General features: G+C 65.5%; 20 protein-coding genes and 1 tRNA gene. All 21 read left to right on the top strand.

The features are described from left to right. Positions 1 to 2 precede the first annotated feature (2 nt). The 21 genes from ACMG4O_RS13450 (at position 3) to ACMG4O_RS13350 (ending at position 17,866) form a co-directional block, all read left to right on the top strand. On the top strand, positions 3 to 734 hold the full coding sequence (locus ACMG4O_RS13450) for a YebC/PmpR family DNA-binding transcriptional regulator (RefSeq protein WP_142948698.1): 732 nt from the start codon (positions 3 to 5) through the stop codon (positions 732 to 734). 96 nt (positions 735 to 830) lie between these two features. Next, entirely contained in the window at positions 831 to 1,349 is a 519-nt protein-coding gene (gene ruvC, locus ACMG4O_RS13445) for a crossover junction endodeoxyribonuclease RuvC (RefSeq protein ID WP_067609030.1), read from the top strand. Continuing rightward, positions 1,346 to 1,954 (top strand): Holliday junction branch migration protein RuvA, encoded by a 609-nt coding sequence (ruvA, locus tag ACMG4O_RS13440; protein ID WP_142948697.1) that lies wholly within the window; start codon positions 1,346 to 1,348, stop codon positions 1,952 to 1,954. The genes ruvC and ruvA overlap by 4 nt, the downstream gene beginning before the upstream one ends. Before the next feature lie 6 nt (positions 1,955 to 1,960). Then, on the top strand, positions 1,961 to 2,989 hold the full coding sequence (gene ruvB / locus ACMG4O_RS13435; protein WP_414433946.1) for a Holliday junction branch migration DNA helicase RuvB: 1,029 nt from the start codon (positions 1,961 to 1,963) through the stop codon (positions 2,987 to 2,989). Further along, positions 2,982 to 3,416, top strand: coding sequence for a tol-pal system-associated acyl-CoA thioesterase (gene ybgC / locus ACMG4O_RS13430; RefSeq protein ID WP_142948695.1), 435 nt, complete (start codon positions 2,982 to 2,984; stop codon positions 3,414 to 3,416). The genes ruvB and ybgC overlap by 8 nt, the downstream gene beginning before the upstream one ends. Continuing rightward, positions 3,417 to 4,106, top strand: coding sequence for a protein TolQ (gene tolQ / locus ACMG4O_RS13425; RefSeq protein WP_142948694.1), 690 nt, complete (start codon positions 3,417 to 3,419; stop codon positions 4,104 to 4,106). A 17-nt stretch (positions 4,107 to 4,123) separates the two neighbouring features. Then, positions 4,124 to 4,558 carry a protein TolR gene (gene tolR / locus ACMG4O_RS13420; RefSeq protein WP_142948693.1) on the top strand — a complete coding sequence of 145 codons (435 nt, stop codon included), beginning with the start codon at positions 4,124 to 4,126 and terminating at the stop codon, positions 4,556 to 4,558. Beyond that, entirely contained in the window at positions 4,555 to 5,448 is an 894-nt protein-coding gene (gene tolA / locus ACMG4O_RS13415; protein ID WP_414433945.1) for a cell envelope integrity protein TolA, read from the top strand. The genes tolR and tolA overlap by 4 nt, the downstream gene beginning before the upstream one ends. Next, positions 5,445 to 6,734: a Tol-Pal system beta propeller repeat protein TolB gene (gene tolB, locus ACMG4O_RS13410; protein WP_194855446.1), complete on the top strand. Its 1,290-nt coding sequence runs from the start codon at positions 5,445 to 5,447 to the stop codon at positions 6,732 to 6,734. Before tolA ends, tolB begins: the two co-directional genes overlap by 4 nt. A gap of 46 nt (positions 6,735 to 6,780) precedes the next feature. Next, positions 6,781 to 7,353 (top strand): peptidoglycan-associated lipoprotein Pal, encoded by a 573-nt coding sequence (gene pal / locus ACMG4O_RS13405; protein WP_370184945.1) that lies wholly within the window; start codon positions 6,781 to 6,783, stop codon positions 7,351 to 7,353. Between the two features lie 3 nt (positions 7,354 to 7,356). Next, positions 7,357 to 8,142, top strand: a complete 786-nt coding sequence (gene ybgF / locus ACMG4O_RS13400; RefSeq protein ID WP_414433944.1) for a tol-pal system protein YbgF — start codon at positions 7,357 to 7,359, stop codon at positions 8,140 to 8,142. Between the two features lie 94 nt (positions 8,143 to 8,236). Then, positions 8,237 to 8,878 carry a 7-carboxy-7-deazaguanine synthase QueE gene (queE, locus tag ACMG4O_RS13395; RefSeq protein ID WP_142948689.1) on the top strand — a complete coding sequence of 214 codons (642 nt, stop codon included), beginning with the start codon at positions 8,237 to 8,239 and terminating at the stop codon, positions 8,876 to 8,878. A 37-nt stretch (positions 8,879 to 8,915) separates the two neighbouring features. Further along, entirely contained in the window at positions 8,916 to 9,587 is a 672-nt protein-coding gene (gene queC, locus ACMG4O_RS13390; protein ID WP_142948688.1) for a 7-cyano-7-deazaguanine synthase QueC, read from the top strand. A gap of 66 nt (positions 9,588 to 9,653) precedes the next feature. Further along, positions 9,654 to 9,729: transfer RNA gene (locus tag ACMG4O_RS13385), tRNA-Lys, on the top strand. A 178-nt stretch (positions 9,730 to 9,907) separates the two neighbouring features. Continuing rightward, positions 9,908 to 11,131 carry a gephyrin-like molybdotransferase Glp gene (glp, locus tag ACMG4O_RS13380; protein WP_414433943.1) on the top strand — a complete coding sequence of 408 codons (1,224 nt, stop codon included), beginning with the start codon at positions 9,908 to 9,910 and terminating at the stop codon, positions 11,129 to 11,131. 2 nt (positions 11,132 to 11,133) lie between these two features. Next, a complete protein-coding gene (locus ACMG4O_RS13375) occupies positions 11,134 to 11,754 on the top strand; it encodes an ANTAR domain-containing response regulator (protein WP_323745338.1) in 621 nt (206 codons plus the stop codon). Next, the gene (locus tag ACMG4O_RS13370) at positions 11,751 to 12,935 is read left to right on the top strand and encodes a CmpA/NrtA family ABC transporter substrate-binding protein (protein WP_414433942.1); all 1,185 of its coding nucleotides are present in this window, start codon (positions 11,751 to 11,753) and stop codon (positions 12,933 to 12,935) included. Before ACMG4O_RS13375 ends, ACMG4O_RS13370 begins: the two co-directional genes overlap by 4 nt. 276 nt (positions 12,936 to 13,211) lie before the next feature. After that, positions 13,212 to 14,621: a CmpA/NrtA family ABC transporter substrate-binding protein gene (locus ACMG4O_RS13365; protein ID WP_414433941.1), complete on the top strand. Its 1,410-nt coding sequence runs from the start codon at positions 13,212 to 13,214 to the stop codon at positions 14,619 to 14,621. A gap of 25 nt (positions 14,622 to 14,646) precedes the next feature. Then, positions 14,647 to 15,648, top strand: a complete 1,002-nt coding sequence (locus ACMG4O_RS13360; protein WP_414433940.1) for an ABC transporter permease — start codon at positions 14,647 to 14,649, stop codon at positions 15,646 to 15,648. A 37-nt stretch (positions 15,649 to 15,685) separates the two neighbouring features. Then, entirely contained in the window at positions 15,686 to 16,567 is an 882-nt protein-coding gene (locus ACMG4O_RS13355) for an ABC transporter ATP-binding protein (RefSeq protein WP_214011958.1), read from the top strand. Positions 16,568 to 16,579: 12 nt separating this feature from the next. Continuing rightward, entirely contained in the window at positions 16,580 to 17,866 is a 1,287-nt protein-coding gene (locus ACMG4O_RS13350; RefSeq protein WP_414433939.1) for an NAD(P)/FAD-dependent oxidoreductase, read from the top strand. The last annotated feature ends 11 nt before the right edge of the window (positions 17,867 to 17,877 follow it).

Raw genomic sequence — 17,877 nt, 5'->3', positions numbered from 1 at the left:
CCATGGCGGGTCACAGTAAATGGGCCAATATTAAGCACCGCAAGGCGGCCCAGGATGCCAAGCGGGGCAAGATCTTCACCAAGCTGATTCGTGAAATCACCGTGGCGGCCCGCATGGGCGGCCCGGAGATCGCCGACAACCCGCGCCTGCGCGCCGCCGTCGACAAGGCGCTCAGCAACAACATGACCAAGGACACCATCGACCGGGCGATCAAGCGCGGCGCCGGCGATGACGACGGCGCCAACATGGAGGAGATCACCTACGAGGGCTACGGCAAGAACGGCGTGGCGGTGCTGGTGGAAACCATGACCGACAACGTCAACCGCACCGTGTCCGAGGTGCGCCATGCCTTCTCCAAGTTCGGCGGCAACCTGGGCACCAGCGGCTCGGTGGCGTTTCTGTTCACCAAGCGCGGCGAGATCTTCTTCGAGCCGGGCGTGGAAGAAGAGAAGCTGATGGAAGCGGCCCTGGAGGCCGGCGCCGAGGATGTGGAAGAGAACGAGGACGGCAGCTTCCTGGTGATCACCCGCCCGGACAAGAGCTTCGGCGAAGTGGTCGACGGGCTCAAGGAAGCCGGGCTGGAACCGGCCGACGCGGAAGTGACCATGAGCCCCTCCACGGAGGCGGAGATCGACGCCGAGACCGCCGAGACGGTGGGCAAGATGATCGACCTGCTGGAAGATCTCGACGACGTGCAGAACGTCTACACCAACGCCCGGTGGCCAGAAGAATAAGAACGGTCTCTCTTATACTGGACATATGAACAGCAGGCAGGTTAGATATAACCTGCCTTTTTTATATGGGCGCGACTCTGGCCCTGGAAGCACACTATGACCATTCTTTTGGGGATCGATCCGGGCTCCCGCCACACCGGTTATGGGGTGATCGAGCAGGTCGGTAACCGCAGCCGGGCCCTGGCGTTCGGCACCATCAGCACCAGCGGCGCCGAGATGGCGCCCCGGCTGGGCACCATTTTTGCCGGCCTCTGTGAGGTGATGAGCGCCCACAGGCCGGAGGAAGTGAGCATCGAGAAGGTGTTCATGGCCCGCAACCCGGATTCCGCCCTCAAACTCGGCCAGGCGCGCGGCGCCGCGCTCACCGCCGTGGTGCAGAGCGGCGTGCCGGTGTTCGAGTATTCCGCCCGTCAGGTCAAGCAGGCGGTGGTGGGGCGCGGCGGCGCCGAAAAAGTGCAGGTGGCGGAGATGGTCAAACACCTGCTGGGGCTGGAAAAGCGGCCCCAGGAAGACGCCGCCGATGCGCTGGCGATCGCCCTCTGTCATGCTCACACCCGTGTTTCCCTGGCGCGCATGGGCGGCGCCACCTCGGTACGAAGAAGACGGATACGATGATCGGACAATTACGAGGCACCCTGTTGGAAAAGCAGCCGCCGCGGCTGCTGGTGGACGTGGCCGGCGTCGGCTATGAAGTGGAAGCGCCGATGACGGTGTTCTACGACCTGCCGGAAAGCGGCGCCGAGCTGACGCTCTATACCCATTTCGTGGTCCGCGAGGACGCCCAGCTGCTGTACGGCTTCACCGGCCGCTACGAGCGCGAGCTGTTCCGCAGCCTGATCAAGGTGAACGGCGTGGGGCCGAAAATGGCGCTGGCGATCCTCTCCGGCATCGAGGCCGACCGGCTGGCCGCCTGCATCCGCGACCAGGACACCACTTCGCTGGTGAAGGTGCCGGGCATCGGCAAGAAAACCGCCGAGCGGCTGGTGATCGAGATGTCCGACCGGCTCGACAAGCTGGAAGGCGCGCCGGCCGCGCGGCCCGGGCCGCGGCCCCTGGACGGCCCGCCGGACGGCCGCGCCGACGCCATCGCCGCGCTGGAATCGCTCGGCTACCGTAATAAGGAAGCCGCCGCCGCCGTGGGCCGCGCCGCCGAAGAGGCCGGCGCCGACCCCAGCAGTGAAGAGCTGATTCGCCGTGCCCTGCGAACTCTGGCAAGGTAAAACGCCATGGACAATGATCGTTTGATCACCCCGCTTCCTTCCGACGCCGGCGAAGTGCAGCAGGACCGGGCCATCCGCCCGGCCAGCCTGGCCGACTACAACGGCCAGCCGAAAGTGCGCGAGCGGCTGGAAATCTTCATCGACGCCGCCCGTGGCCGCGACGAGGCGCTCGATCACACCCTGATTTTCGGCCCGCCGGGGCTCGGTAAGACCACCCTGGCGCACATCATCGCCCGGGAAATGGGCTCACAGCTGAAATCCACTTCCGGGCCGGTGCTGGAAAAGGCCGGCGATCTGGCCGCCATCCTCACCAACCTGGAGGAGGGCGATGTGCTGTTCGTGGACGAGATCCACCGGCTTTCCCCGGTGGTCGAGGAGATCCTCTATCCGGCCATGGAGGACTACCAGCTCGACATCATGATCGGCGAGGGGCCGGCGGCGCGCTCCATCAAGCTGGACCTGCCGCCCTTCACCCTGGTCGGCGCCACCACCCGCGCCGGCCTGCTCACCGCGCCCCTGCGTGACCGCTTCGGTATCGTGCAGCGGCTGGAGTTTTATAACGTCGACGATTTGGCGCGTATCGTAGCGCGATCCTGCGAGATCCTCGCGATCCCGGGCGATGAAGAGGGGGCCCGGGAAGTGGCCCGCCGCGCCCGCGGCACGCCGCGCATCGCCAACCGGCTGCTGCGCCGCGTGCGCGATTACGCCCAGGTGAAAGGCGACGGCCGGCTCACCGGCGCGGTGGCGCAGAGCGCCCTGGACATGCTGGAGGTGGACAGCCTGGGCCTGGACGGCACCGACCGCCGTCTGCTCAACATGATGATGCACAAATTCGACGGCGGGCCGGTGGGGCTGGATTCCCTGGCGGCCGCCCTCAACGAGGACGCCGGCACCCTGGAAGAGGTGGTCGAGCCCTACCTGATTCAGCAGGGCTTCATTCAGCGCACCCCCCGGGGACGCCAGGTGACCAACCACGCCTGGCGCCATTTCGGCCTGGTCAAGCCCGCGCGGGACGGGGATTTGTTTAATGAGTGAAAAATTTTCTCAAGGTTCGGAATTTGTCCTACCGGTTCGCGTCTACATCGAAGACACTGACGCCGGTGGCATCGTCTACTACGTGAACTACCTGAAGTTCATGGAGCGGGCGCGCACTGAGTACATGCGGTCGCTGGGCTACCAGCACTATGCGCTGGCCGAGGAAAACTTCCAGTTCGTGGTGCATTCCGCCCAGATTAACTACCGCAAACCCGGCCGGATCGACGACGATTTGCGGGTCAGTGCCCGACTGGTGGCGCTTAAACGTGCCACCCTGGTGTTCGCGCAGCGTGTCACCCGTGACCAGGAAGTGTTGTGCGAAGCTACTATCAAGGTGGCCTGTGTCAGCGCCGACGGCATCAAGCCGGTGGCTTTGCCCGGGCCGCTCCACGACAAGTTCAAGGCTGAATTCGAGGAGTTGGGGTAAATGGAAGACGCTTCGTCCAGCATGTCGATCCTCTCGCTGGTCACCAACGCCGGGCCGGTGGTCCAGCTGGTGATGCTGGTTCTGCTGCTGGCATCGATGATTTCCTGGTACATGATCGTGTCCCGCTTTCGGGTACTGGGCCGTGCGCGGCGCGCCGATCATGCCTTCGAGGAGAAATTCTGGTCCGGCGAGGACCTCTCCAGTCTCTATAACCAGGTGCGCAAGAAGCCCAACCCGGATTCCGCCAGCGAGGCGATTTTTCGCGCCGGTTTCCAGGAGTTCGTGCGGCTGTCCAAGAGCACGCGCGGCTCCGAAGCGATCATGGAAGGCGCCCAGCGCGCCATGCGCGTGGCCCTGCAGCGCGAGGAATCCCGCCTCACCAAGCATCTGCCGTTCCTGGCCACGGTGGGCTCCACCAGCCCCTATATCGGCCTGTTCGGTACCGTCTGGGGCATCATGAATTCGTTCCGCGCCCTGGCCAACGTGACCCAGGCGACGCTGAGCGTGGTGGCGCCGGGTATCGCCGAAGCGCTGGTGGCCACCGCCATGGGCCTGTTCGCGGCGATCCCCGCGGTGATGGCCTACAACCGCTACGCGTCCTTGTCCGAATCCCTGGTGGGCGATTGTGAACTGTTCGCCGAGGAGTTCTCCTCGGTGCTGCACCGCCAGGCCCACGGACGCGACGCATGAGCCGAGGGAGTGCGTCCATGAGTGCGATCCGCGGCCGCCGTTTGCGCAAGAAGCCGATGGCCGACATCAACGTAGTGCCCTACATCGACGTCATGCTGGTGCTGCTGGTGATCTTCATGGCCACCGCGCCGATGATGACCCAGGGCGTGTCCGTGGACCTGCCGCAGACCGACAGCGCGGCGATCACCAACAACGACGAGCCGGTGATGATCACGGTGCGCCCGGACGGCAGCTACTACATTAACGTGGGCGGCGACGGCCAGTCGTCGGCGAGCCTGGAAACGGTGAAAGGCCATGTGCTCACGATCCGGAAACAAAAACCGGAGACCCTGTTCCTGGTGGAAGGTGACCAGAACGTGCCCTACGGCAAAGTGGTGGTCCTGATGTCCGAACTGCAGCAGGCCGGCGTCACCAACCTGGGGCTGGTCACGGAGCCGCCGGGGCGTTCATGAGCGATCGTGGCGTTGCGGTCGGGTTTTCCGCGTTTCTGCATCTGCTGGTGCTGGGGCTGATGGTGTTTACCTGGTCCTCGGAGCCGGAGCTGCGGCGGCCGCCGGAAATCCCGCCCCACGTGATGGCCACGGTGATGGAAGAGACACGGCGCGCGCCGGAGGCCAACACCGCGCCGGCCCGCGAGGAAAAGGATCAAAAGCAGGCCCAGGAGGAGGCGCCGAAGCCGGAGCCCAAGCCCGAGCCGGAACCCAAGCCTGAGCCGAAGCCGGAACCCAAACCGGAACCGAAGCCCAAGCCTGAGCCGAAGCCGGAACCCAAACCGGAACCGAAGCCCAAGCCTGAGCCGAAGCCGGAACCCAAACCCGAGCCGAAGCCCAAGCCTGAGCCGAAACCCGAACCCAAACCCGAGCCGAAACCCGAGCCCGAACCGGAACCTAAGCCCGAGCCCAAGCCGGAACCGAAAAAGGCGCCGGCCCCGGAATTCGAGCAGCAGAGCCTGGAAGAGTTGATGGCCGAGGAAGAGCTGGAGATGGCGCGCAAGGAGCGCGAAAAAGTCGCCGAGAAGCCCGGCAGCGGCGCCTCCGACAGTGACGTTGAGGAAGAGACGGCCAGTTACTCGGACGCCATCCGCAACGCTATTTCGCAGCGCTGGCGTATTCCGGGCAACTACCGGAACCGCAACGATCTGAGCGTGCGCGTGCGTCTCCGGGTGATTCCGGGAGGTGAAGTGGTCAGTGTCGAGGTGGACAAGTCCAGTGGCTACCCGAATTTCGATGAGTCGCTGGTCAACGCGGTCGAACTGGCCAGCCCGCTACCGGTGCCGGACGGCAAGCTGTTCGAGCAATTCCGGACCTTTGTAATCGTATTCAGCCCCACGGATGTTAAATGATGCGAGTTTTAGCCTTTCCCTTCATCGTCGCGATGCTCTCGCTGCTGGCGGTCAACGCCCGCGCCGAGCTGCTGATTCAGATCACCGAAGGCCGCACGGACGCGGTGCCGATCTCGGTGGTGCCGTTCGCCGGCGCCGGCGACGCACCGGAGAACGTGTCCGACATCGTGCGTGCCGACCTGCACCGAAGCGGTCAGTTCAAAACCCTGTCGCCCAAGGACATGCTGAGCCGGCCCACCAGCAAGGAAGGCCTGTCCTACCGGGACTTCCGGGTGCTCAATCAGGAGTACGTGGTGATCGGCAAGCTCAAGGCCACCGGTACCGGCTCCTATGAGGTGAGCTATGCGCTGCACGACGTGGCCCGCGGCAAGGAACTGATCTCCGAAACCTACCGGCCGCCGGAGTCGCAATTGCGCGACGTGGCGCACGCCATTTCCGACCGCATCTACGAGCAGCTCACCGGCATCCCCGGGGCGTTCTCCACCAAGATTCTCTACGTCACCCACAACCGGGGCGCCGAGCGGCCCTACCAGCTGCAGTACGCGGACGCCGACGGCGCCCGGGTGAAGACCATCCTGCGCAGCCGCGAGCCGATCATGAGCCCGTCCTGGTCGCCGGATGGCACTAAGATTGCTTATGTTTCCTTCGAGAAGAACGGGCTGCCCAAGATCTATGTGCACAATCTGAGCAGCGCCGAGCGGCGGGTGGTGGCCCAGTTCAAGGGCATCAACGGCGCCCCCTCCTGGTCACCGGACGGCCAGAAGCTGGCGCTGACCCTGTCCAAGGGCGGCAACCCGGACATTTACAGCCTGGACCTCAACAATGGGGATCTGGAGCAGCTGACCGATCATTACGGCATCGACACCGAGCCGCGCTGGATGCCCGATGGCGACCATCTGGTGTTCACCTCCAGCCGCTCCGGTGGGCCGCAGATCTACCAGCTGAACGTGGACGACAAATCGGTGCGCCGGGTGTCGTTCGAAGGGGCTTACAACGCCCGCCCGGAGGTTACCCCGGACGGTCGGTATCTGGTTTACGTACACCGGCGTAACGGCAGTTTCAACGTCGGTGTGCAGGACCTCCAGCGCGGGACATTCGATATTGTGACACAGACCAATATGGATGAATCGCCCAGTGTTGCGCCCAATGGAAGTATGATAATTTACGGGACGCAACACCGGGGTACAGGGGTCCTGCAAGCCGTCTCCATCGATGGGAGAGTGAAAGTAGAGCTCCCGTCGAAGGAAGGGGAAGTCAGGGAACCGGCCTGGTCGCCGTTCCTCTGAACGGATCTCAGAGTTCCAATCCAGGACATCAATAGGAGTTTTTAGTATGCGTTCATTCATTAACCCGCTTTTCGCCGTGCTTCTGGCCGGCTTGCTGGCTGCGTGTTCCAGTACTCCCACCGAGGAGGACACCTCCGCGACCGATACTCAACCGACCGACAGCCAGAGCAGCCCGGCTGAGCCCGTCGAGCGTCCCGCGCCGTCCAAGCCGGACACCAGCAGCATTCCGGTGACCGCGGACAACTTCCACAACCACCCGTCCAACTACGACGGCACCACCGACACCAAAGTGATTTACTTCGCTTTCGACAGCAACACCGTGCCGGCGGCCGCCTTCGAAACCCTGCGCGCCCACGCCAGCTACCTGAAAGACAACCCGAATGCCAAGGTGCGTCTGGAAGGTCACGCCGACGAGCGTGGCACCCGTGAGTACAACGTTGCTCTGTCCGAGCGTCGTTCCGAAGCGGTCCAGAAGTTCCTGCGCGTGCAGGGCGTGAGCTCTTCCCAGGTGGAAGTGGTCGCCTACGGTGAAGAGAAGCCGGCTGCTTTCGGCCACAGCGAAATGGACTGGGCGAAGAACCGTCGCGTGGTCCTGAACTACACCGCCGGCCGTCCGTAAGCCATGCGGTCCAAGCAGGTAATTAAGCGCTTTTTACTGGCTATCCTGCTTGGCGGGCCGGTGCTCGGTGCCCAGGCACAGAGCACCGGCCCCCTGGCCGTCGAGGAGCGTGGCTCCGGCGGCGGCCGGGCCTCGTCGTCCGCCACCGGCAACGGTGGCGGCGAAGAGGGCATCTACCTGCTGATGCAGGAAATGGAGCAGTACCAGAAGCAAGTTCAGAATTTACAGGGTCAGGTGGAAGAGCTTCGCCATGAGCTGACGCAGCTTAAAGGCGCGGAGCGCGAACGCTACCTGGACCTGGACACCCGGATTAACGCGCTGGTCGAACAAGTGAACAGCGCCCCCAAGACCGACGCCGAAGCCGGCGACGACGGCGGCAACAGTGACACGCCCGCCGACCCGGAAGCGGACCGCGAGGCCTATTCCGCCGCCCGCGGCAAGCTGCTCGAGCGTGATTTCGACGCCGCGGCCACCGCCTTCGAAGCCTACCTGAAGGACTTCCCGCAGGGGCAGTTCCGGGCCCACGCCCACTTCTGGCTGGGCGAGGTCTACAGCAATCAGAAAACTCCGCAGCTGGACAAGGCCCGCAAGCAGTTCCAGACCGTGGTGGACGACTACCCGAACCACAGCCGCGCCCCCACCAGCCTGTACAAACTGGCCAGCCTCCAGGCCCAGGCCGGCAACACCGGCGAAGCGGAAGTCTCCCTGCACAAGCTGATCAAGCAGTTCCCCGACGCCTCCGAGGCGGAAATGGCCAAGAGCATGCTCAAGCAGCTCAACGGCGACTGATTGCAGGCGGGCCCACGGGTCCGCTCCCACCCGACGCCGTCAAGGTGTTAGAATCCGCGCCATCTTGAGCCCCTCAGCGTTTAGAGCGTCCACCGTGGAACTGCGCATTACCGAAATCTTCCATTCCCTGCAGGGGGAATCCCGCAGCGTGGGCGTGCCCACCGTATTCGTGCGCCTCACCGGCTGCCCGCAGCGCTGTGTCTGGTGCGACACCGAGTACGCCTTCCAGGGCGGCGAAAAACGGTCCCTGGACGCGATTCTCGAGCAGGTGGACGGCTTCTCCGCGCGCTACGTCACGGTGACCGGCGGGGAACCGCTGGCCCAGCCCAACTGCCTGCCGCTGCTCACCGAACTGTGCGACCGGGGCTACCAGGTGAGCCTGGAAACCGGCGGCGCCATGGATATCGCCGATGTGGACGAGCGCGTCTCGGTGGTCATGGACCTCAAGGCACCGGGCTCCGGCGAACAGCACAACAACCGCCTGGAAAACATCCCGCACCTGCGTCCGCACCACCAGGTGAAGTTCGTGCTCGCCGACCGCCGCGACTACGACTGGGCCCGCTTTATGCTGGACCAGCACAACCTGACGGGGCGGGTCTCCGAGGTGCTGTTCTCACCGGTGCACGGGCAGCTGCCCCCCGGCGAACTGGCCGACTGGATCCTCGCCGACCGCCTGCCGGTGCGCTTCCAGCTGCAACTGCACAAACTGCTCTGGAACGACGCCCGCGGGCGTTGATCCGGCCCCCATCAACCCGAGGTAAACAGGAGACACCATGGAAACCGCGGTGGTACTGCTCTCCGGCGGACTCGATTCCGCCACCTGCCTGGCGATGGCCCGCGCCGAAGGGTTCCGGTGCCACACCATCGCCTTCGATTACGGCCAGCGCACCCGCTCCGAGCTGCAAGCGGCGGAGCGCGTCTCCGCCGCCCTGGGCGCCGAATCACACCGGGTGATAGAGCTCGGCATGGGCGGCATCGGCGGCTCCGCGCTCACCGACCACGCCATCGACGTGCCGGAGAACGGCGGCGAGGGCATCCCGGTCACCTATGTGCCGGCCCGCAACACCGTCTTCCTGTCCCTGGCCCTGGGCCTGGCGGAAGTGGTCGGCGCCGACGCCATCTTTATCGGCGTCAACGCCGTGGACTACTCCGGCTACCCGGACTGCCGCCCGGAATTCATCGACGCCTTCCAGCACCTCGCCGGGCTCGCCACCAAGGCGGGCGTGGAAGGGCACCCGGTGCGCATCAGCACGCCCCTGATGGCGCTCTCCAAGGCGGAGATCATCCGCCGGGGCACCGAGCTGGGCCTGGATTACAGCCTCACCGTGTCCTGCTACCAGGCCGACGCCGAAGGCCGTGCCTGCGGCCGCTGCGACAGCTGCCGGCTGCGCCGCGAGGGCTTTGAACAGGCTTTGATCAAAGATCCCACGATCTACCAGTCTTAACGAAAAAAATGGCCCTCAGGCCTTGTCACGGCGAAATAAATCCGTATTATTTGCGCCTCATTCGGCGGGTCGTTAGCTCAGTTGGTAGAGCAGTTGGCTTTTAACCAATTGGTCGCTGGTTCGAATCCAGCACGACCCACCACTATTCCGAAAAGGGGCTGCCAAAAGGCAGCCCCTTTTTTTTGTCGCTTTTTCACCGCTCTCACAAGCCCGCCATCACCTGCCCGCTGCCCCGCCGTGGTGCCGCCGCTGTCCGCGCACCAATCGGTGGCATGCTTGATGCATAAGTCCGGTTATCTCCCCAATCAACCGGCGACCCTATGCTCAGTCTTGAAGAGGCCCGCGACCGTCTGCTTGCCGCCGTTCGCTCCGTGACGGAGCGCGAGACGGTGCCGCTGCGGGACGGGCTGGACCGGATTCTCGCTGAGGACCTGCTCGCCGCCCGCGCGGTGCCGCCGGCGGACAATTCCGCCATGGACGGCTACGCGCTGCGCTGCGCCGACTGGCCGGCGGAAGGCGGCCTGGCGCTGGCGGGCACCGCCACGGCGGGGGCGCCCTTCAAGGGGGCGCTGCCGGCGGGGCACTGCGTGCGCATCATGACCGGTGCCCTGGTACCCGACGGGTGCGACGCGGTGATCATGCAGGAGGAGTGTGACCTGAGCGGGCAGGGCTGCACTGCCAGGGTGCACCTCAGGCGTGCGCCGCGCCCCGGCGAGAACATCCGCCGCGCCGGTGAGGACATCGCCGTGGGAGACGGGCTGCTGGACGCCGGGCGGCGGCTGCGGCCGGCGGACCTGGGGTTGCTGGCGTCGTTGGGGCTGAGCGCCGTCGAGGTGCTGCGCCGGCCCCGGGTGGCGTTGCTGTCCACCGGTTCGGAATTGCGCGAGCCCGGCGAACCGCTCGCCGAGGGCCAGATCTACGACAGTAACCGTTACCTGCTCACCGCCATGCTGCGCCGGCTGGATGTGGCGATCACCGACCTGGGGATTTGCGCGGATACGCCGGAGCGCTTGCAGGCCGTGCTGGAGAGCGCCGCGCGTGGTCATGATGTGGTGATCGCCAGCGGCGGCGTGTCGGTGGGCGAGGCGGATCACACCCGCCGGGTGCTGGACCGCATCGGCCGGGTGGACGCCTATAAGGTGGCCATGAAGCCGGGCAAGCCGTTCACTTTCGGGACCCTGGGCGAAGCGCTGTTCCTGGGCCTGCCGGGCAATCCGGTGTCCGCCACCGTGACCTTTCATCAGCTGGCGCTGCCGGCCCTGCGCCATCTGGCCGGCGAGCGCTCCGAGGAGTCGCCGTTGCTGGTGCCTGCGCGGGCCGACGCGCCGTTGCGCAAGAAGCCCGGGCGCGCCGACTTCCAGCGCGCCGTGCTGTTCGCCGACGGCGACGGCGGACACCGGGTGGCGACCACCGGCTCGCAGGGGTCCGGGGTGTTGTCGTCGGTGACCCGGGCCAACGCCTTTATCCGCCTGGAGGCGGAGCGCGGCGATGTGGCCGCCGGCGATACCGTGTCCGTTCTGCCTTTCGACCGCTGGTTGATGTAGCCGTGAGTGAGCAGCCGCAACACACCCGCGTGATGCTGGTCGACGATACCCCGGCCCGGGCGGCCATGCTCGAGCAGGCGCTCACCGACTGCGGTTTCCAGGTGATCTGCCGCATGGCCAGTGCCCAGGGCCTGATGAAACAGGTGGCCGAGCATCAGCCGGATGTGGTGATCGTGGATATCGAGTCGCCGGACCGGGACATGCTCGAGCACATGACGGTGCTCAACCAGCATCTTCCCAAGCCGGTGATCATGTTCGCCGAGCAGGGCGACAGCAATACCATCGACCGCGCCATCCGCGCCGGGGTCAGCGCTTACGTGGTGGACGGCCTTAATCCGGAGCGGGTGCGTTCCATCGTCGACGTGGCGGTGGCCCGCTTCCGTGAATTCCAGGCGCTGCGCAATGAGCTGCAACAAACCCGCACCCGGCTCGCCGACCGGCAGGTGATCGACAAAGCCAAGGCGCTGCTGATCCAGCACCGCCAGATGGACGAGGACGAGGCCTACCACGCCATGCGCAAGCTGGCCATGGACCGCAGCCAGAAGCTGGTGGACGTGGCCAACGACATTGTGTCTGTGCTGGGGCTGCTGGCGCCGAAATCGCAGAGGACCCGTGATCAATGAAGACCGATCTCACCCTGGGCTATATGCCGCTCACCGACAGCCTGCCGCTGCTGGCCGCCGCTCAGCTGGGCTTTTTCCGGGACCAGGGCCTGGACGTGACCCTGCAGGAAGAGGTGTCCTGGGCCAATATCCGCGACAAGGTGATCGTCGGTCAGTTCGACGGCGCGCACATGTTGGCGCCCATGGTGATGGCCTCGACGCTGGGGCTGGGCGGCCTGAATAAACCCTTGATCGCGCCGTATTCGCTGAACCTGGGCGGCAACGGCATGACCTTGTCCGCGTCCCTGTACCGGGAGCTTGAGAGCACCACGCGCGGCCGCCCGGGCCCCGCCAGTCTGAAACAACTGATCGAGCAGCGGAAACTGGAAAAGCAGCCGCCGCTGGTTCTGGCGGTGGTGTTTCCGTATTCCAGCCACAATCTGTTGCTGCGCTACTGGCTGGCCAGCGCCGGCATCGACCCGGACCGTGACGTCACCACCGTGGTGCTGCCGCCGTCACAGATGGTCGATCATCTGCGGCTCGGGCACATCCATGGTTTCTTCGCCGGCGAACCCTGGAACGCGGTGGCCACGGCGGGCGGCATCGGCTGCTGCGTGGCCACCGGCCGGGACATCTGGCAGAACGCACCTAACAAGGTGCTGGGGGTGACCGAGCACTGGGCGCGGACCAACCCGGACACCCTGGATGCGCTGTTGCGCGCTTTGTACCGCGCGGGCGCCTGGCTGGACGGTAACCGGGCGCAGGCGGTGTCGTTGTTGGCGGAATACCTGCCGGTGGACCGCCGGGCGCTGGCGCCGGCGTTACTGGGCCACACCGGTTACCGGCCGGACAGTGGCGACGCCCCGGAGCCGGACCTGCTGGTGTTTCATCGCTATCTGGCCAATTTTCCCTGGGTCTCCCACGGCTACTGGTTTCTCAACCAGATGGCCCGCTGGGGCTGGCTGCCCGGCGACCAGGACTTGTCCGCCGTGGCGGCGGCGTGCTACCGCCCGGATCTTTACCGCCGGGCGCTGGCCGACACCCCGTTGCCGGGCCAGGACTGGAAAGGCGAGGGCATCCACGCCGGGCCCTGGCGCCTGGAGACCAGCCAGGGGGAAATCGGCATGGGCGCGGATACCTTTATCGACGGTGAGGAGTGGCAGCTGCGTTCCATGAATTTTCTGCACCAATCCGCGCCATGATCCGTGCCTGATCACCGGATTGGCGCACGGCGCGGCGTCGCCGCCGCCGCCCGGGGCCCGCGATGGCGGCCTTTGGGCGCCGATGCCGATGTGGCATGGAAGTTGAATGTATAAAGTTGAGAGCAGGTGGTAACAGGTCGGAAACCAATGGCGGTGCCGACCCTCCGGACAATATGCGACTGATCTGAGCGAAGGCGCTCACCACGGAAAGTGGTGGGCGCTTTTTTTTGCGTCGCCGACCCCGAACGCCGTCGTTGATAGTAAAGGAGCAGCACCATGAACAACGCCGATTCGATCTCTTCCCGCCCGGGCCCCGGCGCTGCACGGCGGCTGGCCGTGCTGGCGGCCTTCGTGCTGACCGTGTTCGCGGGTGTCGCGAAGGCGGCGGACAAGCCGCTGGTCGGCTGGCCGGAAAAGCCGGAGCTGACGTTCGGCTTTATCAAGCTCACCGATATGGCGCCGTTGGCGATCGCCTACGAAAAAGGCTACTTCGAGGACGAAGGGCTGTATGTGTCGCTGGAGGCCCAGGCCAACTGGAAGGTGCTGCTCGACGGCGTGGTCGACGGCCAGCTCGACGGCGCCCACATGCTGGCCGGTCAGCCGCTGGCCGCCACCATCGGCTTCGGCACCAAGGCGCACATCATCACCGCTTTCAGCATGGACCTGAACGGCAACGGCATCACCGTCGCCAATTCGGTATGGGAGGAGATGAAGAAAAACATCGAGCACCGCGACGGCAAGCCGGTGCATCCGATCAGCGCCAGCGCCCTGAAACCGGTGGTGAAGGCGTACCGGGATCGCGGTGAGCGTTTCAAGATGGGCATGGTGTTCCCGGTCTCCACGCACAACTACGAGCTGCGCTACTGGCTCGCCGCCGGCGGCATCCACCCCGGCTACTACGCGCCCCATAGAGGCGATACCTCCGGCCAGCTCCAGGCCGAAGCGCTGCTGTCGGTGACGCCGCCGCCACAGATGCCCGCCACCCTGGAGGCCGGCACCATCCACGGCTACTGCGTCGGCGAACCCTGGAACCAGCAGGCGGTGTTCAAAGGCGTGGGCGTGCCGGTGATCACCGATTACGAAATCTGGAAAAACAATCCGGAAAAAGTGTTCGGCGTCAGCGAAGCCTGGGCGGAGAAATACCCCAACACCCACGTCCGTGTGGTCAAGGCGTTGATCCGCGCGGCCAAGTGGCTGGACGAGAACGACAACGCCAACCGCCCCGAGGCGGTGAAGATTCTCGCCAAAAGCGAATACGTGGGCGCCGACGAAGCGGTCATCGCCAACTCCATGACCGGCACCTTCGAATACGAGAAGGGCGACGAAAGGCCGATCCCGGATTTCAACGTTTTCTTCCGCCACAACGCCACCTATCCCTACTACTCCGACGCCATCTGGTACCTCACCCAGATGCGCCGCTGGGGCCAGATCGCCGAGCAGAAGAGCGACGACTGGTACATGGAGACCGCCCGCGACGTGTACCGCCCGGATGTCTACGCACTGGCGGCCAGGGCGCTGATCCAGGAAGGAAAGATGAAAGCCTCGGACTTCCCGGACTTCGACAGCGAGGACGGCTTCAAACCGCCGCAGTCCGAGTTCATCGACGGCGTGACCTACGACGGCCGCGAGCCCAACGCCTACCTGAAGCAGTTCGACATCGGCCTGAAAGGCGACCAGCGCCTTTAACGCACCGGTAAAAGAGGGTGATGAAATGATTTCGATCAGCCAGCAAACCTGGTTACAACCGTGGATCAAGCTAGCGCGCGGCGAACGGCCGTCGGAGCAGTTGCGCGCCCTGGCTAAAACCCTGCTGGTGCCGCTGGCCGGCATCGCCGCCTTCCTGCTGTTGTGGGCCGTGGCGGCGGGGCAGATCAATACCTCATTGGGTGCCTTCCCCGGGCCCCTGGACGTGTGGCAGCAGGGTGGGGCGCTGCTCGAGGAGCACGCCGCGGAGCGCCGCGAAGAGGAGGCCTTCTATGAGCGTCAGCGTGAGCGCAACGCCCAGCGGCAGGCGGTGGATCCGTCCTATCAGCCGCGGATCTTTCCCTACACCGGCAGCGCCACCTTTATCGACCAGATCCTCACCAGCCTGATGACGGTGACGGCGGGCTTCGTGCTGGCGTCCCTGCTGGCGATTCCGCTGGGCATTCTGATCGGCCTCAGCCACACCCTGTACCGCGCCTTCAATCCGGTGATTCAGCTGCTCAAGCCGGTGTCGCCGCTGGCCTGGTTGCCGTTGGTCACCATGGTGGTGAGCGCCGTCTATGTCAGCCAGGACCCGCTGGTCCCCAAGTCGTTCATCACCTCCATGGTCACCGTGATGCTGTGCTGTCTGTGGCCGACGGTGATCAACACCGCCGTGGGCGTGGCCGGCGTCGACAGCGACCTCAACAACGTGAGCCGGGTGCTGCGGCTGGGCTGGCTCACCCATGTGCGCACCATCGTGTTGCCGTCGGCGATGCCGATGATGTTCGCCGGCCTGCGCACCTCCCTGGGGATCGCCTGGATGGTGCTGATCGCGGCGGAAATGCTGGCGCAGAGCCCGGGCCTGGGCAAGTTCGTCTGGGACCAGTTTCAGAACGGCAGCTCCGATTCGCTGAGCCGCATCATGGTGGCGGTGATCACCATCGGTGCCATCGGCTTTCTGCTCGACCGTCTGATGCTGGCCGTGCAGAGCCTGGTGTCCTGGGACAAATCCGCGGACCTGCGCTGAACGCGTTGCGGGCAGGTTTTAAGAGAGGAATTCTGTGATGAGCAATTATCTCGACATCTCCAAGATCAGCATCGATTTCCCGACTCCGGAAGGCCCGTTCCGGGCCCTGGATGAGCTGTCGCTGCGCATCAAAAAAGGCGAGTTCGTGTCGCTGATCGGCCACTCCGGCTGCGGCAAATCCACGGTGCTGAACATTCTCGCCGGTTTGCTTCAGGCCACCGAAGGCGGTGTCGCCCTCGACGGCAAGGAGGTCAACGAACCGGGCCCGGACCGGGCGGTGGTGTTCCAGAACCATTCGCTGCTGCCCTGGCTGACCGCCTTCGAGAACGTGCAGCTGGCGGTGCGCCAGGTGTTTCGCGACAGCATGGGCAAAGCGGAAATGCGCGACTGGATTCAGCAGAACCTGAAACTGGTGCACATGGAGCACGCCATGCACAAACGCCCGGACGAACTGTCCGGCGGCATGAAGCAGCGTGTCGGTATCGCCCGCGCCCTGGCCATGCGCCCCAAGGTGCTGCTGATGGACGAGCCGTTCGGCGCCCTGGACGCGCTCACCCGGGCGCACATGCAGGACTCGCTGATGGAGATTCAGCGTGATCTGAACAACACCGTGGTGATGATCACCCACGATGTGGACGAGGCGGTATTGCTGTCCGACCGCATCGTGATGATGACCAACGGCCCCGCCGCCACCATCGGCGAGGTGCTCAATATCGATCTGCCGCGCCCCCGCAACCGCGTCACGCTGGCCGAGAACAGCGACTACAACCACTTCCGTCAGCAGGTGCTCAGCTTCCTCTACGAGAAGCAGCGCAAGGTGGTGGAGATCCCCCGCGAACCGGCCGTCGACGAACACGAGGCGGCGCCGGCACGGGGCAAGGTGGCCGGCCTGGTGGACCGGCTCGGCCGTCGGGCCTGAGGGGAGCCAGCGATGATTCGGGCCACCCGCATGAAACGCACCGAGGCACGGCGCCGGCTGGTGATCGTCGGCAACGGCATGGCCACGGAAAGCCTGATCAGCCGGTTGGGCACCGACCATGGCTGGTCGGTGCGGGTGCTCGGCGAGGAACCGGTGCGTCACTACAACCGCATCATGCTCTCTCCGTTGCTCGGCGAGGAGACCGACCTGGATGCCATCACGCCGCGTGATGACGCCTGGTACCGGGCGCGCCGGGTGACGGTGAGCCTGGGCAAACGGGTGGCGCGCCTCGACCGGCAGCGCCGCTGCCTGTACTGCGACGACGGTGAACGGGTCGACTACGACACCCTGGTGATCGCCACCGGCGCCCGTTCTTCCATGCCGCCGCTGCCCGGTGTCGCGGAGCTGGACGGTGTCAGCGGCTTCCGTTCCCTGCACGACGTGGAGCGTCTGCGCGGCTGGAGCCGGGCGCGCCTCGGCGTCCGCGCGGTGGTGGTCGGCGCCGGCCTGCTGGGCGTGGAAGCCGCCGTCGGCCTGCGCCGTCTGGGCGCCGACGTGACCCTGGTGCACCGCCGCCCGGTACTGATGAACCGGCAGCTCGACGCCAGCGCGTCGTCCCTGTTGGAAGCGGCTCTGGCCGACCGTGGTATCCGGGTGCGCACCGGCTGCGACCCCAAGCGTCTTCTCGGCGACACCTCGGTGAGCGCTGTGGCAGTGGAAGAGGGCGGGGCGCCGCGAACGCTGCCCGCCGATCTGGTGGTGTTCGCCACCGGCATCACCCCCAACCGGGAACTGGCGCAAAACGCCGGCCTGGAGTGTGGCGCCGGCGTGCGCGTCGACAGCGCCCTGCGTACTTCCGACCCGCACGTGCACGCGCTGGGCGAATGCTGCGAATTCCAGGGCAACACCTACGGCCTGGTGGCGCCGGTGCAGGAACAGGCCGACGTGCTGGCCCGGGTGCTCAAGGGCCAACGCGCCCGCTATCGCGATCCTTCCCTGGTCACCCGCCTCAAGGTCAGCGGCCTGGATATCCACAGCATGGGGCAGGTGGAGGCGGTGGCCGGCCAGCAGACCCTGTGGCTCAGCGACCCGCAAGCCGGGGTCTATAAAAAACTGATTATCGAAGACGGCCGCCTGAGCGGCGTGCTGCTGGTCGGCGATGTGCGCCACAGCCAGTGGTATTTCCAAACCCATCAAAGCGACCGCGACGTCAGTGCGTTGCGCGACGTGCTGCTCACGGACCCCAGCCGTGACGACGACGAATCAACCCCGGCCGATGTTTCGGTCGATGTGGCTTAACAGGAGGCAAG

Source organism: Alloalcanivorax venustensis, assembly GCF_047495515.1.
GTDB lineage: Bacteria > Pseudomonadota > Gammaproteobacteria > Pseudomonadales > Alcanivoracaceae > Alloalcanivorax > Alloalcanivorax venustensis.
The sequence above is the reverse complement of the archived record's forward strand: the minus strand, read 5'-3'. Positions and strand labels throughout refer to the sequence as shown.